The 24,798-nt window shown below is 58.1% G+C and carries 20 protein-coding genes, 2 tRNA genes and 1 rRNA gene; 22 read left to right on the top strand and 1 reads right to left on the bottom strand.

What is annotated here, in order from left to right:
• Positions 1-83 precede the first annotated feature (83 nt).
• The 7 genes from GKG34_RS01840 to GKG34_RS01810 all read left to right on the top strand — a co-directional run bounded on the left by GKG34_RS01840 (position 84) and on the right by GKG34_RS01810 (position 7,592).
• A complete protein-coding gene (locus GKG34_RS01840; RefSeq protein WP_097781364.1) occupies positions 84-596 on the top strand; it encodes a folate family ECF transporter S component in 513 nt (170 codons plus the stop codon).
• Between the two features lie 14 nt (positions 597-610).
• Entirely contained in the window at positions 611-1,885 is a 1,275-nt protein-coding gene (locus tag GKG34_RS01835) for a folylpolyglutamate synthase/dihydrofolate synthase family protein (RefSeq protein WP_097774353.1), read from the top strand.
• Positions 1,886-2,946: 1,061 nt separating this feature from the next.
• Positions 2,947-4,323 (top strand): MATE family efflux transporter, encoded by a 1,377-nt coding sequence (locus GKG34_RS01830; protein WP_097774354.1) that lies wholly within the window; start codon positions 2,947-2,949, stop codon positions 4,321-4,323.
• Positions 4,324-4,342: 19 nt separating this feature from the next.
• The gene (locus tag GKG34_RS01825; RefSeq protein ID WP_005944181.1) at positions 4,343-5,095 is read left to right on the top strand and encodes an exodeoxyribonuclease III; all 753 of its coding nucleotides are present in this window, start codon (positions 4,343-4,345) and stop codon (positions 5,093-5,095) included.
• A 50-nt stretch (positions 5,096-5,145) separates the two neighbouring features.
• A complete protein-coding gene (locus GKG34_RS01820) occupies positions 5,146-5,631 on the top strand; it encodes a small multi-drug export protein (protein ID WP_005944184.1) in 486 nt (161 codons plus the stop codon).
• Between the two features lie 129 nt (positions 5,632-5,760).
• Complete coding sequence (locus GKG34_RS01815) at positions 5,761-7,149, top strand: Sapep family Mn(2+)-dependent dipeptidase (protein ID WP_005944187.1); 1,389 nt, start codon at positions 5,761-5,763, stop codon at positions 7,147-7,149.
• Positions 7,150-7,157: 8 nt separating this feature from the next.
• Entirely contained in the window at positions 7,158-7,592 is a 435-nt protein-coding gene (locus GKG34_RS01810) for a DUF3842 family protein (RefSeq protein WP_044954000.1), read from the top strand.
• A 307-nt stretch (positions 7,593-7,899) separates the two neighbouring features.
• On the opposite strand, the gene epsC is transcribed toward GKG34_RS01810, so the two are convergent.
• Entirely contained in the window at positions 7,900-8,571 is a 672-nt protein-coding gene (gene epsC / locus GKG34_RS01805) for a serine O-acetyltransferase EpsC (RefSeq protein ID WP_005944190.1), read from the bottom strand.
• Between the two features lie 495 nt (positions 8,572-9,066).
• On the opposite strand from epsC, the gene GKG34_RS01800 reads away from it, so the two are divergent.
• The 15 genes from GKG34_RS01800 (at position 9,067) to GKG34_RS01730 (ending at position 24,781) form a co-directional block, all read left to right on the top strand.
• On the top strand, positions 9,067-10,257 hold the full coding sequence (locus GKG34_RS01800) for a dihydroorotase (protein WP_154255480.1): 1,191 nt from the start codon (positions 9,067-9,069) through the stop codon (positions 10,255-10,257).
• A gap of 214 nt (positions 10,258-10,471) precedes the next feature.
• Positions 10,472-11,338 (top strand): orotidine-5'-phosphate decarboxylase, encoded by an 867-nt coding sequence (pyrF, locus tag GKG34_RS01795; protein WP_005944198.1) that lies wholly within the window; start codon positions 10,472-10,474, stop codon positions 11,336-11,338.
• Entirely contained in the window at positions 11,319-12,092 is a 774-nt protein-coding gene (locus GKG34_RS01790; RefSeq protein ID WP_005944199.1) for a dihydroorotate dehydrogenase electron transfer subunit, read from the top strand. Before pyrF ends, GKG34_RS01790 begins: the two co-directional genes overlap by 20 nt.
• Positions 12,092-13,018, top strand: coding sequence for a dihydroorotate dehydrogenase (locus tag GKG34_RS01785; RefSeq protein ID WP_005944201.1), 927 nt, complete (start codon positions 12,092-12,094; stop codon positions 13,016-13,018). The genes GKG34_RS01790 and GKG34_RS01785 overlap by 1 nt, the downstream gene beginning before the upstream one ends.
• A 133-nt stretch (positions 13,019-13,151) precedes the next feature.
• On the top strand, positions 13,152-13,745 hold the full coding sequence (gene pyrE / locus GKG34_RS01780) for an orotate phosphoribosyltransferase (protein WP_005944207.1): 594 nt from the start codon (positions 13,152-13,154) through the stop codon (positions 13,743-13,745).
• A gap of 21 nt (positions 13,746-13,766) precedes the next feature.
• The gene (locus tag GKG34_RS01775; protein ID WP_005944209.1) at positions 13,767-14,876 is read left to right on the top strand and encodes a carbamoyl phosphate synthase small subunit; all 1,110 of its coding nucleotides are present in this window, start codon (positions 13,767-13,769) and stop codon (positions 14,874-14,876) included.
• Between the two features lies 1 nt (position 14,877).
• A complete protein-coding gene (carB, locus tag GKG34_RS01770; protein ID WP_154255479.1) occupies positions 14,878-18,129 on the top strand; it encodes a carbamoyl-phosphate synthase large subunit in 3,252 nt (1,083 codons plus the stop codon).
• A 219-nt stretch (positions 18,130-18,348) separates the two neighbouring features.
• Positions 18,349-18,654 (top strand): HU family DNA-binding protein, encoded by a 306-nt coding sequence (locus GKG34_RS01765; RefSeq protein ID WP_005944215.1) that lies wholly within the window; start codon positions 18,349-18,351, stop codon positions 18,652-18,654.
• Positions 18,655-18,910: 256 nt separating this feature from the next.
• Entirely contained in the window at positions 18,911-20,098 is a 1,188-nt protein-coding gene (locus GKG34_RS01760; RefSeq protein ID WP_005944218.1) for a DEAD/DEAH box helicase, read from the top strand.
• Between the two features lie 216 nt (positions 20,099-20,314).
• Complete coding sequence (locus GKG34_RS01755; RefSeq protein WP_154255478.1) at positions 20,315-20,968, top strand: MerR family transcriptional regulator; 654 nt, start codon at positions 20,315-20,317, stop codon at positions 20,966-20,968.
• Entirely contained in the window at positions 20,949-21,260 is a 312-nt protein-coding gene (locus GKG34_RS01750) for a heavy metal-binding domain-containing protein (protein WP_005944222.1), read from the top strand. Before GKG34_RS01755 ends, GKG34_RS01750 begins: the two co-directional genes overlap by 20 nt.
• Complete coding sequence (locus GKG34_RS01745) at positions 21,257-22,147, top strand: CPBP family intramembrane glutamic endopeptidase (RefSeq protein ID WP_154255477.1); 891 nt, start codon at positions 21,257-21,259, stop codon at positions 22,145-22,147. The genes GKG34_RS01750 and GKG34_RS01745 overlap by 4 nt, the downstream gene beginning before the upstream one ends.
• A 526-nt stretch (positions 22,148-22,673) precedes the next feature.
• Positions 22,674-24,184 (top strand): 16S ribosomal RNA (locus GKG34_RS01740).
• A 441-nt stretch (positions 24,185-24,625) separates the two neighbouring features.
• A tRNA-Ala gene (locus GKG34_RS01735) sits at positions 24,626-24,701 on the top strand.
• Positions 24,702-24,704: 3 nt separating this feature from the next.
• Positions 24,705-24,781: transfer RNA gene (locus GKG34_RS01730), tRNA-Ile, on the top strand.
• Positions 24,782-24,798 lie beyond the last annotated feature (17 nt).

The raw sequence follows: 24,798 nt of genomic DNA, 5'->3' as shown, positions 1-24,798 counted from the left end.
TTTGTGCGGTTTGTCACAGGGAGGGCGTTTTTGTTTGTGCAGACCGCCCGCCCGGTATTCCTTTTGCAAGGAGGACAGTTGATATGAACAACTCGAAAAATTCCGTCCGCACGCTCACCATGCTGGCCTTGCTGGTGGCAATGAGTATCGTGTTCAGCCGGGTGCTGAGCATCTCCACCGGCTTTGTGCGGTTCAATCTGGGCAGCCTGCCGGTGCTGCTGGCAGCGCTGCTGTTCGGCCCCGGTGCCGGCTTTGCCGTGGGCGCTGTGGCCGATATGATCGGCGGCGTGCTGGCAGGCTACGCCATCAACCCGCTCATCACGCTGGGCGCGGGTGCCATTGGTCTGGTGGCGGGGCTTGCATGGCAGAAGCTGCCCGGGCTGCGCACCGGCCTGCGGCTGCAGATCAGCGTGCTGCTGGGACACTTTGTGGGTTCCATGGTCATCACCTCGCTGGCACTGCGCATCTTCTACGGCTACCCGTGGGCAACGCTGGCAGTGCGCATCCCCAATGCACTGATCCTGGCTGCGGTGAACACTGTGCTGCTGCGCATCCTGCTGGAGAACCGTACCCTGATGAAGATGGTGAAAAAGTAAAAAGAGGCATTACAATGAATTACGAACAGGCAATGGAATACATCCATGCGGTCCAGTGGGCCGGCCACAAGCCCGGCCTGACGCGCACCCGCACCCTGCTGGCCGCACTGGGCGACCCGCACAAACAGCTCAGATTCGTGCATGTTGCTGGCACCAACGGCAAGGGCAGCACCGCCGCCATGATGGCGTCCTGCCTGCAGGCCGCGGGCTATCGGGTGGGCCTGTACACCTCGCCCTTCATCAACCGCTTCAACGAGCGCATCCAGATCAACGGCGTGCAGATCCCGGACGAAGAGCTGGTGAAACTGGTGGAGCAGGTAAAGCCCGCCGCCGATGCCATGGAAGATGTGCCCACCGAGTTTGAGATCATCACGGCGCTTGGGATGCTCTATTTTGCCCAGCAAAAATGTGAGATCGTGGTGCTGGAGGTGGGCCTTGGCGGCACGCTGGATTCCACCAACGTCATTGATGCCCCGGAGTGCGCAGTCATCACGGCACTGGGTATGGATCATGTGAAGGAGCTTGGCCCCACCCTTGCGGACATTGCCGCCGCCAAGGCGGGGATCATCAAGGAAGGCTGTCCGGTGGTGAGCTACGGCGGTGTGCCGGAAGCAGATATTGTTATCCGCCGCGTCTGTGCTGAAAAGCATGCCGAGCTGACTGAGGTGGATTTCAGCAGGCTGAAATACGAGGGCGGCAGCCTTGACGCAGTGGAGTTCGACTTTGACGGCCTGACGGATGTGCACCTGCCCCTGATCGGCAGCTACCAGCCGCGAAATGCGGCGCTGGCTATCACGGCTCTGCGGGTGATGCGCACCCATGGCTGGAACATCCCGGAAAATGCCATCCGTACCGGTCTTGAAACGGTGAGCTGGCCGGGCCGCTTTGAACTGCTGCGGCACGCGCCCGCCTTCCTGCTGGACGGCAGCCACAACGCCCACGGAATGCGTGCCACGGTGCAGAGCCTGAGAGACCGCTTCCCGGGGCAGAAGTTCGTTTTTCTGGTCAGCATCATGGCAGACAAGGATGTGGACCAGATGCTCAGCCTGCTGGCACCGCTGGCGGTGCGGTTCGTCACGGTGGCGGCGCACACGCCGCGCGCCATGCCTGCCGAAACGCTGGCAGAACACATCCGGGCCTATGGCTGCAGGGCGGAAGCAGAAGCTTCCATTGAAGCGGGCGTGGCCCGGGCGGTGGAGCTGGGCGGCGAAGGCCCGGTGTGCGCACTGGGCACGCTGTATTTCTCTGGCGATGTGCGGAAGGCGTTTGCGGAACTTGTGAAGGGCTGAAGATTTAAAATGGCTCCGCGTGCGCTGCGCCATCATCAGCGGAAAAGTTATTTTTAATATTGCAAATCAGGAAGATCAGCTGATCTTCCTGATTTGCTTTTTCACGGAAAAAGTTGCTTCTTGTGCAGAGAGCGGTCGCGTGGGATAGGCTTAAGGGCTTTTATAAAATTCTTCTCCGCCGGTGACGCTCCGCTGGGCCAGAGGCAGGGAGGGGTGTTTCGAGTCCCCCCTCCCTGCCTCTGGACTCCACCCACCCCGCAACGAGAAAGGGGCTGCACGCCCCTTTCAGACCCCAAAGCTGTTGGGCTCCATACAAAAAATCCAAGTCGCTCCGCTAAAGGATTTTTTGTGTTGCGCCGATTTCAAGGCCCCTCAGTCGCTGTGCGACAGCTCCCCGCAGGGGAGCGAGCGCCAGCAGATGCAGCTGCTTGCCACGGCCCCTTCCCGTGAAAAAGCAAATCAGGAATGACCGCAGTCATTCCTGATTTGCAAATATAAAAATATTTTTCCGCTGAAAATGCCCAGAGTGAAACGGAGGGCATTTAAATGGTTAGGCCTGCGATAGCACAGACAAAAAGAAAAAGCGGTGACTCGTGCAGGTTGAGTCATCGCTTTTCTTGCCCCTTGCGGGGCAGGCAGGGTAAATGATAAGAAGGTAAATGAAGAAAATAGCAATTTTAAGAACAAAGGTTTTGTGCTGAGCGAAGAACCGCTCGTAGAAGTTCATGTATCCAACGTGATGCCTTTGTTGGATACAACATACCACTTTTTTGGAAGAATTACAAGCCCTTTTTTCGATTTTTCACCAATAAACGTGCGAAAAATCGCATTTTTGGAGAAACGCACAAATTCAACGAGAAGTTCCCGGCAAACTGACGAACAAGCATAAAAATGAGCAGGTGCGGCCCGGAACGGCGGCAAAAAAGACGCAGAATGCGACAGTTCTTTACAAGAACCGGTCCGTGTGCTAAGATGAATACATTCAATGGGAAGTCTGCCCTGCGAAGGGTGGGCGTATGTGTCCGGGCAGGATGGCCCGGCACGGGGAAAGGAGCATATCAATGGAAAATCAGGCGGTGAGCGGAACAAAAAAGCCGCTCTTCGGAGGGCGGAAGCCGCTGTTCACACAAAAGGAACTGCTGCTGCTGACCGGCCCGCTGCTGGTGGAGCAGCTGCTGGAAGTGACCGTGGGTATGGCCGATACCATGATGGTGTCCCGCTGCGGCGAAGCGGCCATTTCCGGTGTCAGCCTTGTGGACATGATCAACAACCTCATCATCGTGCTGTTTGCGGCGCTGGCCACTGGCGGCGCAGTGGTGGTAAGCCAGTTTTTGGGTGCGCGGGATCAGAAGGATGCCGATGCAAGCTCTGGCCAGCTGCTTTTGCTCAGCGGCGTATTCGGTTTGCTGGTGGGGGCATTCTGTTTTGTTTTTGCAAGGCCGATGATCCGGCTGTTCTACGGTGCCATCGATGCCGATGTGCTGGATGCCAGCGTGCTGTACCTGCGCGTCATCGCCATCAGTTATCCGTTTCTGGCACTGTATAACGGCGGTGCGGCACTGTTCCGCAGCATGGGCAACTCCAAGATCTCCATGCAGATCAGCTTTTTGATGAACGTGATCAACATTGTGGGCAACGCAGTGTGCATCTTCGGATTTAAAATGGGCGTAGACGGTGTTGCATGGCCCAGCGTGCTGTCTCGTGTGGTGGCAGCGGCCCTTATCCTGCGCAAGTGCTACCAGAAGGGCAATGCCATCACGGTGCCAAAGACCACCCGGCTGGATGCAAAGATGACAAAGCGCATTCTGGGCATCGGCATCCCGTCCGCCTTTGAGAACAGCCTGTTCGAGGCCGGACGCATTCTGGTGGTGAGCATGATCTCCACCTTCGGCACAGTGCAGATCGCAGCAAACGCCGTGGCAAACAATCTGGACGGCATGGGCGTTATCCCCGGCAAGGCCCTGAGCCTTGCCATGATCACGGTGGTGGGCCGCTGCATCGGTGCGCGGGACGACGAGCAGGCTGTTTATTATACCCGCAAGCTGACGGTGTGGTCTTACATCGCAATGAGTCTTTCCAACGGTGCCATCCTGCTGTTTTTGCACAAGCTCATCGGCATCTACGCGCTGTCCGGTGAGACGATGGTGCTTTCTGAGCTGCTGGTACGTATCCATGCAGGCTTTGCCATCCTGCTGTGGACCCTGTCCTTCGTGCTGCCCAACGCCCTGCGTGCAGCCAACGATGTGAAGTTCACCATGATCGTGTCCATCCTGAGCATGGCGGTGTGGCGGCTGGGCTTCAGCTACCTGCTGTGCGTGCGCATGGGCTGGGGCGCTGTGGGCGTGTGGATCGCAATGATCATTGACTGGGTTTGCCGCGTGACATGCTTTGTGCTCCGCTTCCGCAGCGGTGTATGGAAAACCAAATATCAGGCATAACATAAAGAGGAGTATACCTATGAAACTGATCAGCTGGAACGTCAACGGCCTGCGCGCCTGCCTGACCCATGGCTTTGCCGAGAGCTTTGCGGCTCTGGATGCCGATATCTTTTCGGTGCAGGAGACCAAGATGCAGCCCGGTCAGGCGGATTTTGCGCCGGATGGCTACACCGAGTATACCTATTCTGCCGAGAAGAAGGGCTACTCCGGCACGGCCTGCTGGTGCCGTGAGCAGCCGCTGTCCGTGACCACCGGCATCGGCATTGAGCAGCACGACCACGAGGGCCGTGTGCTCACGCTGGAATACCCGGGGTTCTGGCTGGTGAACTGCTATACCCCCAACAGTCAGGACGGGCTGAAGCGTCTGGACTACCGCATGGAGTGGGAGGATGCCTTCCGTGCCTACCTGCTGGCACTGGACGCAAAAAAGCCGGTGATCCTGTGCGGCGATCTGAATGTTGCCCATAGGGAGATCGACATCAAGAACGACAAGACCAACCACATGAGCGCAGGCTTTACCGATCAGGAGCGCGGCAAAATGACCGAACTGCTGGACGCAGGCTTTGCCGACAGCTTCCGCGTGCTGCACCCGGATGAGGTGAAGTACAGCTGGTGGAGCTACCGCTTCCACGCCCGCGAGAAGAATGCGGGCTGGCGCATCGATTACTTCATCGTGTCCCGCCGCATTGCCGATAAGATCCGCGCGGCGGAGATCCACAACGAGATCTTCGGCTCAGACCACTGCCCGGTGGAGCTGGACATTGACCTGTAACCTGTAAAAAATGCCTGCTCTCCCGGAAAGAGCAGGAAAAAGGAGACTCTATGCTCAAAAGCTATCTGCTGGTATTTTTTGTTTCCATGGTGCCGCTCATTGAACTGCGCGGAGCCATCCCCATCGGGCTTGGCATGGGCCTGCCCATCCTGCCCACCTATCTGGTGTGCGTGGTGGGCAACATGATCCCGGTGCCGTTCATCTATCTGTTTGCACGCAAATTCCTGATCTGGGGCTACCACAAGCCCCTTATCGGGCCAATCTGCAAGTTCTGCATCGTCAAAGGCGAGAAAGGCGGCCGCGCACTGGAAGCCAAGGCGGGCCGCGGCCTTGTGGTGGCGCTGCTGCTGTTCGTGGGTATCCCGCTGCCGGGCACCGGCGCGTGGACCGGGACGCTGGCGGGCTCGATCCTGGATATGAAGTTCAAGGACGTGGTCAAGGCCTGCATGGGCGGCGTGCTGCTGGCGGGCATCATCATGGGTCTGGCCAGCGCGGGCCTACTGGGTGCGCTGAGCACCCTGTTCTCGGTGGGCTGAGAAAAAAAGACTGTGTTCTGGCAAAGAACAACAATTGACAATGGCATTTTGCCGCTGAGTATGCTAAAATAAAAAGGTGTTTTGAAACCGGCGGCGCAAAGCTGCCGGACAGAAAGGAACGATAAGATCATGGATCAGGCACTGAATCAGAAAATCGACGCATATATTGCGCAAAACAAGGAACAGCTGCTGAAGGATATTGCCGCTCTGGTGGCAGTCAACAGCGTAGAGGGCACCCCGGAAGAGGGCGCACCCTATGGCGCAGGCCCCCGCGCCGCACTGGACAAGACGCTGGAGCTGGCTGCAGGCATGGGCCTTGCCACCCGCAACTGTGAAAACTACATCGGCTATGCAGAGCTGGCCGGCAAGGACCCTGAAAAGTATCTGGCGACCATCTGCCATGTGGACGTGGTGCCCGTGGGCAACGGCTGGACGGCCGACCCCTTCACCATGCGCATTCAGGACGGCTGGCTGCTGGGCCGCGGCGTTGCCGACGACAAAGGCCCCATGGTGGCTACCCTGTATGCCCTGAAGTTCCTCAAGGAGCAGGGCTATGAGCTGCGCTACCCCATCCGCGCACTGGCAGGCACCAACGAGGAGACCCACATGCAGGATGTGGACTACTACCTCAAGAACTACCCGGCTCCCGCTTTCTGCTTTACCCCGGATGCCGAGTTCCCGGTGTGCAACGGCGAGAAGGGCCTGTTCGGTGCCAAGATCGTCAGCCCGGTGTGCAACGGCGTCATCGTGGAGATCGAGGGCGGTGTGGCAAACAACGCCGTGCCCGACCGTGCAAGCGCGCTGGTCAGAACCGATATCTCTAAGCTGAAGAATGCCCCCAACATCACGCTGGAGCCGGAAGGCGACGGCGTGCGCATCCGCGGCTGGGGCAAGTCCGGCCACGCAGCCATGCCGCAGGGCACCGTGAACGCCATTGGTCTGGTGGTGAACTACCTGCTGGACAACGGCCTGTGCAATGAGACCGAGCGCACCTATCTGGAGGCTGTGCGCAAGCTGCACGCTTCCACTGCCGGTGAGGGTCTGGGCATCAACTGCGCCGACGGCCCCTTTGGCCCGCTGACCGTGATCGGCGGCCGCATCTACATGGAAGATGGCCGCATTTTCCAGACCATGGACAGCCGCTTCCCCACCTGCACCAACGGCAAAAAGATGACCGAGCAGATCCGTGCCGCACTGGGCGACGGCGCTGAGCTGCGTGATGTGACCGCTGCCGAGCCCTTCTATATTGAAGCCGACAGCCCTGCCATTCTGGCCTGCATCAACACCTACAACGAAGTGACCGGCGAGAACGCCAAGCCCTTCACCATGGGCGGCGGCACCTATGCCCGCCACTTCCCCTATGCGGTCAGCTTTGGCCCCGAGCATGTGGACCTGCCGCTGCCGGAATTTGGCGGCCCGATGCACGGTGCAAACGAAGCGGCACCCATCGACAAGCTGCTGGAAGCCGTGAAGATCTATATCATCGCGCTGCTGCGCCTTGAGGAAATCGACTTCTGATGCAGCCGATGAATGTGCTCGTCATCGACGGGCAGGGCGGGGGCCTTGGCAAACAGCTGGTGGCAGCCCTGAGCACGCAGTGTCCGGAGGCCCGGCTCACTGCGGTGGGCACCAACAGTCTGGCGGCAAACGCCATGCGCAAGGCCGGTGCCCCGCGTGCCGCCACCGGCGAGAACGCCGTGGTGGTGAACTGCCGCAGCGCGGATATCATCGTGGGGCCCATCGGCATCGTCGTTGCGGATGCACTGCTGGGCGAGATCACGCCCGCCATGGCCACGGCCGTGTGCCAGAGCCATGCGACGCGGGTGCTCATCCCGGTGAACCACTGCGAAAACTATATCGTGGGTGTGCCGGAGCAGCCCATCAGTGATCTGGTGGCCGCTGCGGTGCAGAAGGTGAAAGCTCTCTGCGCCGGGGAAGGCTGCGGAAAAAGGGTTTATTGAAAATGCCCTCCGCTTGCGCTCTGGGCATCTTCAGCGGAAAAATATCTTATAATAGAGCAACAGCGGACAGCCTGCGGGCTGTCCGCTGTTGCATTTTCACGAAAGGAGGCCAAGAGGGAAACTTGATCTGTCTGTGCTTGCTTCCTGCGGAAACAGCCGCACAGCCGGGAAACAGGCCACTTCTTCATTGCGCCCGCTCCAGTGAAAAGGCAAGTCGGAAAATCCCGCAGGATTTTCCGACTTACTTCTAAAAAATATAAATTCCTTGAATAATGCCCAGAGCGCAAGCGGAGGGCATTCTGAATCGTTACGACTTCTGTCGTGCGGCGATCTGCGCTGCCGTGGGCGGGGTGTCGCCCTGCGCAGCGTTTTCCAGTGCGCCGAGGCGGCGGTCCAGATCGGTCAGGCGCTGGGCTACGATATCCGGCAGATCCTGCTGATCCAGATCGTCCGCCGGGTTCACGGCCTTGTTGTTGATGCGCACCACCTCGGCGGGCACGCCCACAGCGGTGCAGTTGGCGGGCAGATTGCGCAGCACCACGCTGCCTGCGCCGATGCGGGAGTTGTCCCCGATATACACCGGGCCAAGGACCTTGGTGCCTGCACCGATCAGCACGTTGTTGCCCAGAGTGGGGTGGCGCTTGCCGGTGTCCTTGCCGGTGCCGCCCAGAGTGACACCGTGGTAGATGGTGCAGTTGTCCCCGATCTCACAGGTCTCACCGAACACGATGCCCATGCCGTGATCAATGAACAGGCATCTGCCGATGGTGGCACCGGGGTGGATCTCGATGCCGGTGCGGCGGCGGCCATGCTGGCTGACCCACCGGGCCAGAAAGAACCGCTTGTGCTGGTATAGCCAGTGCGCAATGCGGTGATACACCAGAATGTGAAAGCCCGGATACAGCAAAATGACCTCCAGCACGTTGCGTGCAGCGGGGTCCTTGCGCTGGATGTTCCGCGCGTCCTCCAACAAACCCATGGGAAAACCCTCTCTTTCCTGATTCCGATGAAGCTGCTCTGAATAAAAATCACGCCTCTGCCATGAAAACAGCCTCTGACTCTTTTGACCATATTATAATAGCACACCCGGACGGGAATGTACAGCAATATGCTAGGAATTGACGTGACTAACCCTGAATCTGGCGGGGAAAAACTGCTTTTGGGTAGAGTAGCTAAAATTCCGGGAGGGAAGCGGCAAACCTTTTTGCAACAAAATATATGCGGAAGCATTGACACATTTCGCGCTTCTATGCTAAAATATTATGAAAAGATTCCAGACTTGTAAAAGGAGACAGCACCATGCAGAAAAGCGCGATGTGCACCAAACTGAACAAGCAGTTCGCATCCGGTTTTGCCGTGGGTTCGTTGTTTCCTTTTTTTGTGGAATGAGCTTTTCCCTTTGCGGGGAAAAGTTTTTTTTTGCCCGTAAGCCGGAAAGCCGAACCAGACAAACGCAAATCAGGAGGGAACTGCGATGCTGCTTGTAAATGCTGTGAACACCGAAGGAAGACCGCTTGAGATTTTTGTGAAGGACGGCAGGATCGCTGCTGTAGGTCAGGAGCTGGAGGCACTGGCCGGGGAGAACGAAACGGTCATTGATGCCGGCGGGCTGACCGTGCTGCCCGCCTTTGTGGACCTGCACTGCCACTGGCGCACCCCGGGCTTTGAGTACAAGGAGGACATCGAGACCGGCAGCCGCGCCGCAGCCGCCGGCGGTTACACCTTCGTGAACCTGATGCCCAACACAAAGCCGGTGTGCTCTTCTGCGGCACAGGCGTTCATGGTGGAGCAGAAGGCTGCCGAAGTAGGCCTGTGCGATGTAAACCAGACCGTCTCCATCACCGAGAACTTTGACGGTGTGAGCATCGACCACCTCAAGACCCTGCCTGCCGGTGTGAAGTTCATCACCGAGGACGGCCACGGCGTGCAGGACAATGCCACCATGGCAAAGGCTTTCGCCATCTGCACCCAGAAGGATATCACCGTGATGAGCCACGCCGAGGATATGGAGATCAGCCCGTGGGACTACCGTCTGGCGGAGGACATCGAGACGGTGCGCAACTGCTGGCTGAGCGAATACTACCAGACCAAGCTGCACATGTGCCACGTGTCCACCCGCGGTGCGCTGGATGCCATCCAGATGGCAAAGCTGCGGGGGGCACCCGTCACCTGCGAGGTGACCCCGCACCACCTGTGGTTCACCAATGACACCTGCGATTACCGTGTGAACCCGCCCATCCGCACCGCCGACGATGTGCAGGCGCTGGTGGACGGCATCCGCACCGGCATCGTGGATGCCATTGCAACCGACCACGCGCCCCACTCCGAAGAGGACAAGCTCAAGGGCATGGCCGGTATGGTGGGCAGTGAGACCGCTTTCGGTGTCTGCTACACCAAGCTCTGCAAGCAGGAAGGCCTGCCGCTGGAAGTGCTGGTGCACCTGATGAGCACCCGCCCGGCAGAAATTCTGGGCCTTGCCAAGGGCCAGCTGGAGCCGGGCTACGATGCCGACATGGTGCTGGTGGATCTGGATACCCCCTACACCGTGGACAAGGACAAGCTGCATTCCAAATCTCACAACACCCCGTTCGACGGCGCCCAGCTGTTTGGCAAGGTCTGCGCCACCATCAAGGGCGGCAAGCTGACCTATCAGGCAGAGGAGTAAGAAGAACGAAACCCTCTCAGGCGCTTGCGCGCCAGCTCTCCCGAAGGGCGAGCTTTATGCCATCTGCCGGAAAAGCAGTCCCACAGTTGGGAGGATGACGTATCAGGCAGCAGAGGAAAAGCTCCCCTTTTCGGGGGAGCTGGCAACGCCGCAAGGCGTTGACTGAGAGGGAGCTACCTAATATAAAAAGAGAGCAAACAGGAGGTACACCCAAATGACGAACATGGACAAACTGTACGAAGCTGTGGAAGCCCGCGGCCCGGTGTGCGTAGGTCTGGATACCGATTTCAGCTACCTACCCGAGGATTTCGTGGACAGCACCCTGTCCCGCGGCGAAAACATCGTGCGCTTCAACAGGAAGCTCATCGACGCCACCAAGGCCGTGGCAGGCTGCTACAAGGTGCAGATCGCTTACTACGAGTCTCTGGGTCTTGAGGGCATGAAGGCCTACGCCGACACCCTGAAGGCTGTGCGTGAGGCCGGTGTGCCGGTGATCGCCGACATCAAGCGCGGCGACATTGCCAAGACCGCCGAGATGTACGCCATGGGTCACTTTACCGGTGATTTCGAGAGCGATTTCGTCACGCTGGCACCCTATATGGGTCTGGACTCCATCAGCCCCTACCTGCCCTACGCCGAAAAGCAGGGCAAGGGCATGTTCGTGCTCTGCCGCACCTCCAACGGCGGTGCCAAGGACTTTGAGTATGAGAAGCTGGCCGACGGCCGCCACGTCTACGATCTGGTGGGCGACAAGCTGAACGCTCTGGGCAAGGACTACATGGGCGAGCACGGCTACTCCTCCATCGGTCTGGTCATCGGCGGCACCCACATCGAGGAGGCCACCGAGATCCGTGCAAAGTATCAGGACAGCTTCTTCCTGATCCCCGGCTACGGCGCACAAGGCGGCAAGGCCGAGGACATTGCCCAGTACCTCACCAAGGGCAACGGCGGCGTGGTCAACTCCAGCCGCGGCATCCTGCTGGCCTATAAGAAGCAGCCGGGCACTGCCTTTGACGAAGCCGCTTACAACGAATGTGTGAATATGAAGGAGGCCATTGCTCATGCGTGCAGCCTGCTGTGAAGCCACTGTTCTGCGCAATGAGGTCATTGCCCCGGACATCCGCCTGCTGACGGTGGTCTGGCCGGACCGCGATCACGCACCCCACGCAGGCCAGTTCTTTACCCTGCGTGCATGGGGCGCAGACGAAGCCCCCTTCCTGTCCCGGCCCATCAGCGTGCACCGCTGGAACCCGGACAGCAGCACCATCGAGTTTCTGTATCAGGTGGTGGGCGAGGGCACTGAAAAGATCGCGCAGCTCAAAATGAAGGATACCTTCCAGCTCACCGGCCCTATGGGCAACGGCTTTGATGTGCCGGACATCCTGAGCAAGTACAAAAAGATCGCTGTGGTGGGCGGCGGCATCGGCACCGCGCCCATGTTCCAGCTCACCCGCGAGCTGGCAGCGGCAGGCGTGAAGCCGGATGTGTTCTTCGGCTTCCGGGATGCCCCCTACTGCATGGAGGAGTACCGCGAGATCGCAAACCTCGTCAAGGTGTCCACCGACACCGGCGCAGTGGGCTTCCACGGCTTTGTCACCCAGCTGTACGACCCCGCCGACTACGATGTGGTGCTGGTGTGCGGCCCCACGGTCATGATGAAGAACGCTGCCCGCCTGTGTGCCGAGAAGGGCACCCCCTGCTTTGTGAGCATGGAAAAGAAGATGGCCTGCGGCATTGGTGCCTGCCTTGGCTGCACCTGCGAGACCAGGGGCGGCGAGGGCAAGAGCGTGTGCAAGAACGGCCCGGTATTTGATGCAACGGAGGTGTTCTTCTGATGGCTGACCTGAAAACCAACCTGCTGGGCTTTGTGATGAACAGCCCGGTCATCGGCGCATCCGGCACTGTGGGCTACGGTGTGGAGTACGAAGAGCTGGCAGACTTTGCCAAGATCGGCGGCATCTCCGGCAAGGGCCTGACCCTGCACGGCCAGTACGGCAACAAGGGCGAGCGCCTGTGGGAGACCCCCTCCGGCCTCATCAACAGCATCGGTCTGCAGAACCCCGGCGTGCAGCACTTCATTGACGTGGAGCTGCCCGAGATGCTGGAACTGAAGCAGAAGTACGGCACGGTGGCCATTGCTAATCTTGGCGGCCACAGTGAGGAAGAGTATGTGGAAGGTGCCGCGATGCTGAGCGACAGCGCCGTGGACATCGTGGAACTGAACATCTCCTGCCCTAACGTCAAGGTGGGCGGCATGGCCTACGGCGTGAAAGCCGAAGCTGCCGGTGAGGTGGTGCGCATGGTGCGCGCTGCCTGCAAAAAGCCCCTGATGGTCAAGCTGAGCCCGCAGGCCGAGAACATCCCTGAGATGTGCAAGGCCGTGGAAGCCGCCGGTGCGGACGCCATCAGCCTGACCAACACCTTCCAGGCCTGCGCCATTGATCTGGAAAAGCGCCGCCCGGTGTTCAACAACATCTTTGCGGGCCTGTCCGGCCCGGCGGTGCGGCCCATTGCCCTGCGCATGGTGTGGCAGGCCGTGGGCGCTGTGAACATCCCGGTGGTGGGTCTGGGCGGCATCGCCACGGGCCGTGACGCACTGGAGTTCATCATGGCGGGTGCTGCGGCGGTGCAGGTGGGTGCCGCAAACTTTGCCAACCCCCGCGCCATGGAGACCATTGCCGACGAGATGGCCGCATGGATGGACAAGAACGGCGTGAAAACGCTGGACGAGATCCGCGGATGTGCCCGGAATGCTGAATAATCCAATTGATATACCAGCAAAATACTGATTTATACGCATAAAGACAAAGTCACTGCATAAATTTGCAAATCGCGCAAAAGCGTGGTACAATACCGTTCAAAAGATATTTTTATAAAAGAGAGGGAGAAGTACAATGAGTGAAGCACTTGAGATCCTGAAGAGCTGTGACGCGTTCCTGGAAGGCCACTTCCTGCTGTCCTCCGGCCGCCATTCCAGCGCATACTGCCAGATGGCTTATCTGCAGCAGTACCCCGACCGTTGCGCCGAGGTGATGAAGACCGTGGCAGATAAGGTCAAGGAAATGGACGTGGATGTGATCGTCGGCCCGGCCATGGGCGGCATCGTGTACGCCTACGAGCTGGCCCGCCAGACCGGCAAGCGCGCCATCTTTACCGAGCGCGTGGACAATGTGATGACCCTGAAGCGCTTCGCCATCCACCCGGGTGAGAAGTGCCTCATCGCTGAGGACGTGGTCACCACCGGTATCTCCTCTCTGGAGACCAAGCGCGTGATCGAAGAGAACGGCGGCATCTGCGTGGGCATCACCTGCGTGGTGGACCGCACCAAGCCCGAGGCTCCGTCTCCCATTCCCATCGTGGCAAGCGCCCTCAAGCTGGACCTGCCCAACTACGCACCGGAAGAGTGCCCCATCTGCAAGGAAGGCAAGCTGCCGCTGGTGCATCTGGGCAGCCGCAAGATGAAGCAGGAAGCAAAGCAGACCCTGTAATGTGTTGAAACGAGGAAAACTATGAACGCATATCTTCTTTTGGCAAATGGCATGGTCTTTGCCGGCCAGTCGGTGGGTGCCGAGGGCGTCACCGTGGGCGAGGTGGTCTTTGCCACCGGCATGGTGGGCTTTCAGGAGACCCTGACCGACCCCAGCTACTATGGCCAGATCATCACCCAGACCTACCCCCTTATCGGCAACTACGGCATGAATAAGGACGACATGGAGTCCGACCGCATCTGGGCAAAGGGCTACATCGTGCGCGAGGCCTGCACCACCCCCTCCAACTGGCGCTGCGAGGAAACGCTGGACAGCTTTTTGAAAAAGAACAACACCATCGGCATTGAGGGCATCGACACCCGCCACCTGACCCGCATCATCCGCGAGAGCGGTGTGATGAACGGTGCCATCCTGACCACCTTCGACCCCGCCGACCCGGCCAACAAGGCCGAGACCGAGGCTCTGCTGGCTCAGATCCGCGCCTACGCCGTCACCGATGCGGTGAAGAATGTTACCTGTGAAAAGCCCGAGGTGTTCAACCCGCAGGGCGAGACCCATATCGTGCTGATGCACTACGGCTGCAAGCGCAACATCGTGCGCTGCCTTGTCAAGCGCGGCTGCAAGGTGACGGTCATGCCCGCCTTTGCAACGGCAGAGGAAATCAAGGCCCTTGCTCCGGACGGCATCATGCTGTCCAATGGTCCCGGCGACCCGGCGGAACCCGTGGAGGTCATCGAGAACCTCAAGCACATCTTTGAGCTGAACATCCCCACTTTCGGCATCTGTCTGGGCCACCAGCTGAGTGCTCTGGCAGCCGGTGCCAAGACCATGAAGCTCAAATACGGCCACCGCGGTGCCAACCAGCCCGTAACCGACTTTGAGTCCGGCCGCACCTTCATCACCAGCCAGAACCACGGCTACGCTGTGGTGGGCGACGAGCTGCCCGCCGAAATGGGCGAGGTGGCACAGGTGAACGCCAACGACGGCACCTGTGAGGGCATCAAGTACAAGAAGTGGAACTGCTTTACCGTGCAGTTCCACCCGGAAGCAAACGGCGGCCCCAAGGATACCGAGTTTCTGTTCGACCGCTTCCTGAACAACGTCAAAGCAGCAAAAAAGGAGGCACGCTGAAATGCCGAAGGACCCTAGAATCAAGAAGGTGCTGGTCATTGGCTCCGGCCCCATCATCATTGGTCAGGCTGCGGAGTTCGACTACTCCGGCACGCAGGCCTGCCGCGCCCTGAAGGCAGAGGGCATCGAGACCGTTCTGCTGAACTCCAACCCCGCAACCATCATGACCGACCCGGATGTGGCCGACCATGTTTACATCGAGCCCATGACGCTGGAAGTCGTGGAGCGCATTCTGGACATCGAAAAGCCGGACTCTGTGCTGCCGAACCTCGGCGGCCAGATGGGTCTGAACCTGTCCATGGAGCTGGCCCGCTCCGGCTATCTGGACCGCACCGGCATCCGTCTGCTGGCCTGCAAGCCCGAGACCATCGACCGTGCCGAGGACCGCGAGCTGTTCAAGGAGACGATGGAAAAGCTGCACCAGCCCATCATCCCCTCTGAGGTGGTGGAGACGTTGCAGGATGCGCTGGCCTGTGCAGACCGCATCGGCTACCCGGTCATTGTGCGCCCGGCCTTTACCATGGGCGGCACCGGCGGCGGCATCTGCGAGACCCGCGAAAAGCTCATCGAGATCGGCACCAACGGCCTGCGCCTTTCCCCCATCCATCAGATTCTTGTGGAAAAGTGCATCGCCGGCTGGAAAGAGATCGAGTATGAGGTCATGCGCGACCACAAGGGTAACGTGATCACCGTGTGTAACATGGAAAACCTGGACCCTGTGGGCATCCACACCGGCGACTCGGTGGTCGTGGCTCCCTCCCAGACCCTGACCGACCACGAATACCAGATGCTGCGCACCGCTGCTCTGGATATCATCACCGAGCTGGGCATCGAGGGCGGCTGCAACTGCCAGTTCGCCCTGAAACCGGACAGCTACGATTACGCGGTCATCGAGGTCAACCCCCGTGTGTCCCGCTCTTCCGCACTGGCTTCCAAGGCCACCGGTTATCCCATTGCCAAGGTGGCTACCAAGATCGCCATTGGCTACACGCTGGACGAGATCACCAACGATGTCACCGGCAAGACCTGCGCCTGCTTTGAGCCTGCGCTGGACTACATCGTGGTCAAGTACCCGAAGTGGCCCTTTGATAAGTTCGTCTACGCCGACAAGTCTCTGGGCACCCAGATGATGGCCACCGGCGAGGTGATGAGCATTGGCAACAGCTTCGAGGCTGCCATGATGAAGGCAGTCTCCTCCATTGAGCTGGGTATGGACACCCTGACCCACAAGCCCTTTGAGGAGCTGACCGATGACGAGATCGTGGCCCACATGCATGTTCAGGATGCCGAACGCGTGTTCTGCGTGTACGAGGCTCTCAAGCGCGGCATCGACCACCAGACCATCTACCGCATCACCAAGATCGACTGGTGGTTCCTGGACAAGATGCAGCATCTGGCAAACCTTGAGAATGGCCTTGCCAAGTGCAACGGCGTGCTGACCGAAGAGCAGTACAAGACTGCCAAGAAGTACGGCTTCCAGGATAAGACCATCAAGCGTCTGGCTCAGGTGGACACCCTGCCCGTGGAGAACTACCGCGCCGGCTTCAAGATGGTGGATACCTGTGCTGCCGAGTTCTCGGCCAACACCCCCTATTTCTACTCCACATACGACGGCGACAACGAAGCCGCTGAGTTCATTGCCGAGAAGGAAGCCGAAGCATCTGCCAAGGGCGAGCCTAGGAAAAAGAAGGTCCTGGTCTTTGGTTCCGGCCCCATCCGCATCGGTCAGGGCATCGAGTTCGACTACTGCTCGGTGCACTGTGTGTGGACCCTGAAGAAGCACGGTTGCGAAGCCATTCTGGTCAACAACAACCCCGAGACCGTCTCCACCGACTTTGACACCGGCGACCGTCTGTACTTTGACCCGCTGAACCCGGAGAGCGTGGACAACATCATTGCCACCGAGAAGCCGGATGCCTGCGTGGTGCAGTTCGGCGGCCAGACTGCCATCAAGCTGGCAAAGCACATGGACGAGATCGGCCTGCCCATTCTGGGCACCCCGGCAGATGCCATCGATGAAGCAGAGGATCGTGAGCGCTTCGACGAGCTGCTGGAGCGCTGCAGGATCCCCCGCGCACCGGGCCGCACTGTCTTCAATCTGGACGAGGCTCTGGCTGCCGCCGACGAGATCGGCCTGCCGGTGCTGATGCGTCCCTCCTACGTGCTGGGCGGTCAGAACATGATCGTGGCCTACACCAAGGCGGACGTGATCGAGTACATGGGCGTTATCACCGAGCATGTGGACATGGATCACCCTGTGCTGCTGGATAAGTATATTCTGGGCACCGAGTGCGAAGTGGATGCCATCTGCGACGGCGAAAACTTCCTGATCCCCGGCATTATGGAGCAGGTGGAGCGCACCGGTGTGCACTCCGGCGACTCCATCTGCGTCTACCCGGCACAGCACCTGACTCAGGCCGAGATCGACACCATGGTGGATTACACCGGCCGCTTTGCCCGTGAGCTGCATGTCAACGGTCTGGTGAACGTGCAGTACGCAGTTTCCAACGGCAAGGTGTACGTCATTGAGGTGAACCCCCGTTCCTCCCGTACCGTGCCGTATATCTCCAAGGTCACCGGCGTGCCCATGGTGGATCTGGCGGTGCGCTGCTGTCTGGGCGAAAAGCTGGCAGATATGGGCTACGGTACCGGCCTGCACCCCAACGCACCTTATGTGGCCGTCAAGGTGCCTGTGTTCAGCTTTGAAAAGCTGCACGGTGTGGATACCCAGTTCGGCCCCGAGATGAAGTCCACCGGCGAAGTGCTGGGCATTGCTCCCAACTACCACGATGCCCTGCTCAAGGGCCTCATCGGCGCGGGCTACACCTTCAAGACCCCCGGCCCTGCAAGCTGCTGCATCTTCACCGTGAAGGACAGCGACAAGCCGGAGTTCGTGGATATCGCATGGAAGCTCAAGAGCATGGGCTACAAGCTGTACGGTACCTCCGGCACCTGCGCATGGCTCAACAAGCACATGGTGCCCTGCAACGAGGTGCGCAATATGTCCGGCGAGTCGCCCAACATCGTGGACCTGCTGCAGAGCGGTCTGGTGGATTATGTGTTCTCTACCAGCGCTAAGGGCCGTGACCCCAAGCGCGACTCCGTGCGCCTGCGCCGCAAGGCTGTGGAGCTGAGCATCCCCTGCATCACCGCAGTGGATACCGCCAACGCTCTGGTGGACTGCCTGCGCAGTGATCACAGTCTGGAAAATATCCCGCTGGTGGATATTGCCACCCTGTATCACCGCAAATAATTACCTCACGAATTACCCGTAAAATGCTTTTTTGCAGCGCCCGCCAAAACAGCGGGCGCTGTATTTGTGAAGGACGGAGAGAGATTACATAAGTTCGTGCGCAATAAATGATGTTTTGTGCGCAATCTGTCGCAAACAGTGTGTGAATTATGTTATACTCAACAACGCAAAATTTGCCAAAAGACGTTACTTTTGGACACTCCAGGAGGATATAGATACATGACCCGTTCCCAGATGATCGAGACTGTGGCACGCAAGACCGGCTTCACCGAAGCACAGGTCGAGACCACGATGGATGCAATGTTTGACCAGATCGCCGACTGCCTGCGCGCAGACGAGAAGGTGACCATCGCAGGCTTTGGCCGTTTTGAGATGCGTCCCCGCAAGCCCAAGGCCTACACCAACCCCAAGACCAAGGTTTCCAGCCGTCTGGAGTCCACCTCCATCCCCGGCTTCAAGGCCAGCGGCCGCTTCAAGCAGAAGCTGGAAGCAGGCAAGGCTGCCAAGACTGAGGAAGCTGTCTGATCCTCAAATCAAATGCAAAGAGCTGTGCCCTCCACTCGGGGCGCAGCTCTTTTTGTTTGGAGCTCCCTCAGTTTCGCATTTGCTCAACAGCTCCCTCGGAGAGAGAGCCTCGCCGTGCGGAAAAGTCTCCCTCTGGGAGGAAGGTGACATCGCATTAGCGATGACGGAAGGAGTTCGTTAAGAACCTGCTGACAAGTGCGGCATTTCATGCTATACTGGGTTCAGAATATAAAATGACAAAGGAACGGAGAATCAGATGCTTTACAGTGAGTTGCAGTGCAGCGATGCCATCCACAAGGCCGTGGAGCGCATGGGCTTTGCCGAAATGACCGAAATTCAGGAAAAGACTATCCCCGTCATGATGGCGGGCTATGACGTGATCGCAAAAGCCCCCACCGGCACCGGCAAGACCTGTGCCTTCGGCATCCCGGTGGCGGAGCATATCTTACCGGAAAACAAGTACCCGCAGGCCGTGATCATGGCCCCCACCCGGGAGCTGGCCCAGCAGATCGCGCAGGAGCTGGAAGAACTGACCTATTTCATGCCCGAAGTGCAGGTGGCCTGCGTGTACGGCGGTGCCAACATGGAAAAGCAGGCAAAGCGCCTTGCCGAGGGCTGCCAGATCGTGGTGGCAACGCCGGGCCGTCTGATGGACCACTACAAGCACCATTCCATTGATATCTCCCATGTGACCCAGATCGTGCTGGATGAGGCCGACGAAATGCTGAACATGGGCTTCTATAAGGATGTGCGGCATATCATTGAAATGATGAAGGCCCGCAAGTCCCTCTCCATGTTCTCGGCCACCATCAGCCGCGAGGTAATGGACATCGGCTGGCTGTACCAGCACAACGCCGAGGAGATCACCGTTCAGCCCAAGGAAGAAAGCCAGCCCAAGATCACCCAGTATATGCTGGAGACCTCCGGCCGCAACAAGCTTTCCGACCTTGCACAGATCATCATTGGTGAGAACTACAAGCGGGTGATGGTGTTCTGCGATACCAAGTTCAACACTGCCACTCTGGCCAACCAGCTGGCACGGCTGGGTTTCTCGGTAGACTGCCTGCACGGCGACCTCTCCCAGAAGGAGCGCAACCAGATCATGCAGAACTTCCGGGACGGCAAGCTGGCCATTCTGGTAGCCACCGACGTTGCCGCCCGCGGCATCGATGTTTCGGATGTGGATGCCGTGATCAACTACGATGTGCCCAGTGAGAACGAACATTACACCCACCGCATCGGCCGCACCGGCCGTGCCAAAAAGGAGGGCGTGAGCTACCTGTTCTATGTGCCGGAGGAGAAAAAGCGGGTGCAGGAACTGCTGCGCCTGACCCGCAATACCGACCTGTGCACCCCGGTGCACTTCGACTTCAACCATGAGCACATTGTGGTGGAGAAAAAGCAGGACAGCGCCGACCGGTTCCAGATCAAGTGCTACTTCTGATAAAATAAGAACTCCTTCAGTCTCGCATTCGCTCGCCAGCTCCCTCAAGGAGGGAGCCTTTGGCAGTGCGGCAAAGTTTTATGTTTTGCCAAAGGCCCCATCTCCGAGGGGGCTGTCTGCGAAGCAGACTGGGGGAGTCTCACTTTTCTATTAAAATCTATTGACCTTCCCCTTTCTGGAAGGTGTAACATAGGCACGTAAGGAGGCACCGGAACCATGAAGATCAACGAAGTGGAAGCCGCTGTGGGCGTGACCAAAAAGAACATCCGCTTTTACGAGGAGGAGGGGCTCATTACCCCCAGCCGCGAGCCGGGCAACGGCTACCGCAGCTACTCGCAGGCGGACGTGGAACGCCTGCGCCGCATCAAGCTGCTGCGCAAGCTGGATGTGCCGCTGGCCGAGATCCGGGAAATGCTGGAAGGGCAGAAGACGCTGGCCGAGGGAATGGCCCAGCAGCTGGAACGGCTGAACGCCCGCCGCAAGGATCTGGACGAAGCCATCGGCTTCTGCACCGTATTGGAAAAGGCTTCCGGAAACCTTGAAGAACTGGATGTGGAGCAGACGCTTGTGCGTCTTGCTGCACGGGAGGAACAGGGAGTGACCTTTGTGAACATTGAACGCACAGACCGAAAAGGCGAGCGCATCCGTGGTGCCTGCATCGGCGCTGCCCTTTTTGTGGCGCTGATGGCTTTTGTGATCGCAACGATGGCGTGGGCCTTTTACAGCGACCCGCAGGAAGCGCCGCCGCTGCCGCTGCTCATCGTATTGTTCGGCATCCCGGTGGGGTGCATTGTGGGCACGCTGAAGGTGTTGCTGGAACGCATTGAAGAGATCGGAAAGGGAGAAGAAGATGCTTATCGTAACTATTAACGAAGTGCCCGGCAAAAAGCTGGAAGCGCTGGGCGTGGTGCGCGGCAGCACGGTGCAGAGCCGCAATCTGGGCCACGATCTGATGGCGGGGTTCCGCACGCTGGTGGGCGGTGAAGTGACCGACTATGCGGATATGCTCACCGAAGCCCGGCAGATCGCCACAGGACGCATGGTCAAGGATGCAGAGGCCCTTGGTGCGGATGCAGTTGTAGGGATGCGCTACGCTTCCGCCAGCGTCATGCAGGGCGCAGCAGAGGTTATTGCTTATGGAACGGCGGTGAAGTTCGTATGACCACAAAAGAAAAGCAGGGCTTCGGCCTTTATTTCCTGTTAGCGTTTGGTCTGGCATGGCTGTGTCAGGTCGGCGGCTGCATGGCGCTGCTGCAAAAGCAGAATGCCGTGCTGTATCAGTTGGCGCTGGTCGCCACCATGCTCTGCCCGCTGCTGGCGGTGCTGCTGGTACAAAAGGTCTTTCTGCGCCAGCCCACCGGCATCGGCTGGAAGGTGCAGGGCAAGCGCCGCTACTGGCTGGCGGCGTGGTTCGGCCCGGCGGTATTTACGGTGCTGGCCGCAGTGCTCTATTTTGCGGTGTTCCCGCATCGACTGGACCTCTCCGGCAGCTGGCTGGCAGCGGCCTACGGCGGCGAGATGGACGCTCAGAACCTGCGCAGGGAGCTGGGCGTATCCAACCTCAGCTACATGCTGGAAACAGGTCTGTTTGCGGTCACGCTGGCTCCGGTCATCAATATGTTCGCAGCTTTGGGCGAGGAAGCCGGATGGCGCGGGTATATGATGCCTCACCTAAAGGAGCAGCTCGGCCTGCTCAACGGCCGCCTGCTGGGCGGCGTGATTTGGGGTGTCTGGCACTGGCCGCTGATGCTGCTGGTGGGCTACGAATACGGCACCAACTACTTGGGTGCGCCAGTGCTGGGCCTTTTCGTGTGGTGCATAGTCTGCTTTGCGCTCAATACCCTGTTGGACTGGCTCTATGAAAAGACCGGGTGCATCTGGGTTCCGTCCATCGCACACGGCGCATTCAATGCGGTGGCAGCGCTGTTTGTGGTTTTGACGAACCCGGCAGACAGCTATTACAATGTATTGGGTCCGGTACCCATTGGCCTGATCGGAATGCTGCCCATGCTGGCTGCTGCAGTCTGGCTGACCCTGCGAAGATCCTGAAAACCTGAATAGTTCCGGGAGAGGACTCTTCCGCTTTTGCCGCCGCAGCTGCATTGCAGCTGCGGCCTGCTGCTGTTTTGGGGTGCACGCAAAAAAGAATGGAAAAAATCTGTCAAAAAGTGTTGACAAGGAGGCGGGGGTGTGGTATTATACTTGAGCGCCAAGCGCTGAGGCAAAAGAATGACTTCCAAAGCCTCAGCAGGAAGCCCTTGAAAAGAACCAATAGACGCTGAAAAGTTCCAGTTTGTTCTGAGAAACTTCTTAGAGGTCCAAGTTCAAAAAGTTCAAAAGCTTCTAAAAAATAAGGCTTGACAAAAAGCCACTTCGGTGGTAGAATAAACAGGTCGTCAGCCGCAAGGCTGAGGCGCTACAGGACCTTGAAAATTGAACAATATCGAAAAACTTGTAAGGAACCTTTTAAGTGTTTGGAAAAACACTAAAAACAATTCCAAAAGTAATTCACACAGGACGCAAGCGATTGCGTGCTGAGCGAACAAGATTTAACACTTTTAAGTGATAAATATCATTTATAAAGAGTTTGATCCTGGCTCAGGACGAACGCTGGCGGCGCGCCTAACACATGCAAGTCGAACGAGCGAGAGAGAGCTTGCTTTCTCGAGCGAGTGGCGAACGGGTGAGTAACGCGTGAGGAACCTGCCTCAAAGAGGGGGACAACAGTTGGAAACGACTGCTAATACCGCATAAGCCCACGGCTCGGCATCGAGCAGAGGGAAAAGGAGCAATCCGCTTTGAGATGGCCTCGCGTCCGATTAGCTAGTTGGTGAGGTAACGGCCCACCAAGGCAACGATCGGTAGCCGGACTGAGAGGTTGAACGGCCACATTGGGACTGAGACACGGCCCAGACTCCTACGGGAGGCAGCAGTGGGGAATATTGCACAATGGGGGAAACCCTGATGCAGCGACGCCGCGTGGAGGAAGAAGGTCTTCGGATTGTAAACTCCTGTTGTTGGGGAAGATAATGACGGTACCCAACAAGGAAGTGACGGCTAACTACGTGCCAGCAGCCGCGGTAAAACGTAGGTCACAAGCGTTGTCCGGAATTACTGGGTGTAAAGGGAGCGCAGGCGGGAAGACAAGTTGGAAGTGAAATCTATGGGCTCAACCCATAAACTGCTTTCAAAACTGTTTTTCTTGAGTAGTGCAGAGGTAGGCGGAATTCCCGGTGTAGCGGTGGAATGCGTAGATATCGGGAGGAACACCAGTGGCGAAGGCGGCCTACTGGGCACCAACTGACGCTGAGGCTCGAAAGTGTGGGTAGCAAACAGGATTAGATACCCTGGTAGTCCACACCGTAAACGATGATTACTAGGTGTTGGAGGATTGACCCCTTCAGTGCCGCAGTTAACACAATAAGTAATCCACCTGGGGAGTACGACCGCAAGGTTGAAACTCAAAGGAATTGACGGGGGCCCGCACAAGCAGTGGAGTATGTGGTTTAATTCGACGCAACGCGAAGAACCTTACCAAGTCTTGACATCCCTTGACGATGCTGGAAACAGTATTTCTCTTCGGAGCAAGGAGACAGGTGGTGCATGGTTGTCGTCAGCTCGTGTCGTGAGATGTTGGGTTAAGTCCCGCAACGAGCGCAACCCTTATGGTCAGTTACTACGCAAGAGGACTCTGGCCAGACTGCCGTTGACAAAACGGAGGAAGGTGGGGATGACGTCAAATCATCATGCCCTTTATGACTTGGGCTACACACGTACTACAATGGCGTTAAACAAAGAGAAGCAAGACCGCGAGGTGGAGCAAAACTCAGAAACAACGTCCCAGTTCGGACTGCAGGCTGCAACTCGCCTGCACGAAGTCGGAATTGCTAGTAATCGTGGATCAGCATGCCACGGTGAATACGTTCCCGGGCCTTGTACACACCGCCCGTCACACCATGAGAGCCGGGGGGACCCGAAGTCGGTAGTCTAACCGCAAGGAGGACGCCGCCGAAGGTAAAACTGGTGATTGGGGTGAAGTCGTAACAAGGTAGCCGTAGGAGAACCTGCGGCTGGATCACCTCCTTTCTAAGGAGTCAGGCAAGGACAGGACATCAAAAGATGGACAGTCCTTGGACAGGTAACAAACAAGCAGAGTAGATATTGTTCGATTTTGAGGGCCCTGAAAAGGGAACTCAAAGACGTACCTTGAAAACTGAATAATAACTGCGAAACAAAGATTATAGTAAGTTCTTTTTTAAGAAATATTGCAATTTCAAAAGGAAGGGTAACAATAATCTTCGTTGGCAAGAGAGAATCAAGAGGATACCAAATGTTCCAAGAGAACGTTTGAAAGGTCAAGCGAACAAGGGCGCAGGGCGAATGCCTTGGCACTGGGAGCCGATGAAAGACGTGATAAGCTGCGATAAGCTTCGGGGAGCTGCAAATAAGCANGGACAGGTAACAAACAAGCAGAGTAGATATTGTTCGATTTTGAGGGCCCTGAAAAGGGAACTCAATTCCTAATGTGGGGGTTTAGCTCAGCTGGGAGAGCACCTGCTTTGCAAGCAGGGGGTCAAGGGTTCGATTCCCTTAATCTCCACCACATGGGCCAATAGCTCAGCTGGCTAGAGCACACGACTGATAATCGTGAGGTCGATGGTTCGAGTCCATTTTGGCCCACCATGTGATGGAAATCAAAG

The organism is Faecalibacterium sp. BIOML-A4 (assembly GCF_009679665.1).
In the GTDB taxonomy this organism is placed as follows: Bacteria; Bacillota; Clostridia; order Oscillospirales; family Ruminococcaceae; genus Faecalibacterium; species Faecalibacterium taiwanense.
Note: the sequence above shows the minus strand (reverse complement) of the source record. Positions and strands in the feature narration are given on the sequence as shown.

What these genes read in the sequence shown, in the direction of transcription:
- GKG34_RS01840 (WP_097781364.1), top strand. Translation starts at nt 84, where the DNA reads ATGAACAACTCGAAAAATTCCGTCCGCACGCTCACCATGCTGGCCTTG.
- GKG34_RS01835 (WP_097774353.1), top strand. Translation starts at nt 611, where the DNA reads ATGAATTACGAACAGGCAATGGAATACATCCATGCGGTCCAGTGGGCC.
- GKG34_RS01830 (WP_097774354.1), top strand. Translation starts at nt 2,947, where the DNA reads ATGGAAAATCAGGCGGTGAGCGGAACAAAAAAGCCGCTCTTCGGAGGG.
- GKG34_RS01825 (WP_005944181.1), top strand. Translation starts at nt 4,343, where the DNA reads ATGAAACTGATCAGCTGGAACGTCAACGGCCTGCGCGCCTGCCTGACC.
- GKG34_RS01820 (WP_005944184.1), top strand. Translation starts at nt 5,146, where the DNA reads ATGCTCAAAAGCTATCTGCTGGTATTTTTTGTTTCCATGGTGCCGCTC.
- GKG34_RS01815 (WP_005944187.1), top strand. Translation starts at nt 5,761, where the DNA reads ATGGATCAGGCACTGAATCAGAAAATCGACGCATATATTGCGCAAAAC.
- GKG34_RS01810 (WP_044954000.1), top strand. Translation starts at nt 7,158, where the DNA reads ATGAATGTGCTCGTCATCGACGGGCAGGGCGGGGGCCTTGGCAAACAG.
- epsC (WP_005944190.1), bottom strand. Translation starts at nt 8,571, where the DNA reads ATGGGTTTGTTGGAGGACGCGCGGAACATCCAGCGCAAGGACCCCGCT.
- GKG34_RS01800 (WP_154255480.1), top strand. Translation starts at nt 9,067, where the DNA reads ATGCTGCTTGTAAATGCTGTGAACACCGAAGGAAGACCGCTTGAGATT.
- pyrF (WP_005944198.1), top strand. Translation starts at nt 10,472, where the DNA reads ATGACGAACATGGACAAACTGTACGAAGCTGTGGAAGCCCGCGGCCCG.
- GKG34_RS01790 (WP_005944199.1), top strand. Translation starts at nt 11,319, where the DNA reads ATGCGTGCAGCCTGCTGTGAAGCCACTGTTCTGCGCAATGAGGTCATT.
- GKG34_RS01785 (WP_005944201.1), top strand. Translation starts at nt 12,092, where the DNA reads ATGGCTGACCTGAAAACCAACCTGCTGGGCTTTGTGATGAACAGCCCG.
- pyrE (WP_005944207.1), top strand. Translation starts at nt 13,152, where the DNA reads ATGAGTGAAGCACTTGAGATCCTGAAGAGCTGTGACGCGTTCCTGGAA.
- GKG34_RS01775 (WP_005944209.1), top strand. Translation starts at nt 13,767, where the DNA reads ATGAACGCATATCTTCTTTTGGCAAATGGCATGGTCTTTGCCGGCCAG.
- carB (WP_154255479.1), top strand. Translation starts at nt 14,878, where the DNA reads ATGCCGAAGGACCCTAGAATCAAGAAGGTGCTGGTCATTGGCTCCGGC.
- GKG34_RS01765 (WP_005944215.1), top strand. Translation starts at nt 18,349, where the DNA reads ATGACCCGTTCCCAGATGATCGAGACTGTGGCACGCAAGACCGGCTTC.
- GKG34_RS01760 (WP_005944218.1), top strand. Translation starts at nt 18,911, where the DNA reads ATGCTTTACAGTGAGTTGCAGTGCAGCGATGCCATCCACAAGGCCGTG.
- GKG34_RS01755 (WP_154255478.1), top strand. Translation starts at nt 20,315, where the DNA reads ATGAAGATCAACGAAGTGGAAGCCGCTGTGGGCGTGACCAAAAAGAAC.
- GKG34_RS01750 (WP_005944222.1), top strand. Translation starts at nt 20,949, where the DNA reads ATGCTTATCGTAACTATTAACGAAGTGCCCGGCAAAAAGCTGGAAGCG.
- GKG34_RS01745 (WP_154255477.1), top strand. Translation starts at nt 21,257, where the DNA reads ATGACCACAAAAGAAAAGCAGGGCTTCGGCCTTTATTTCCTGTTAGCG.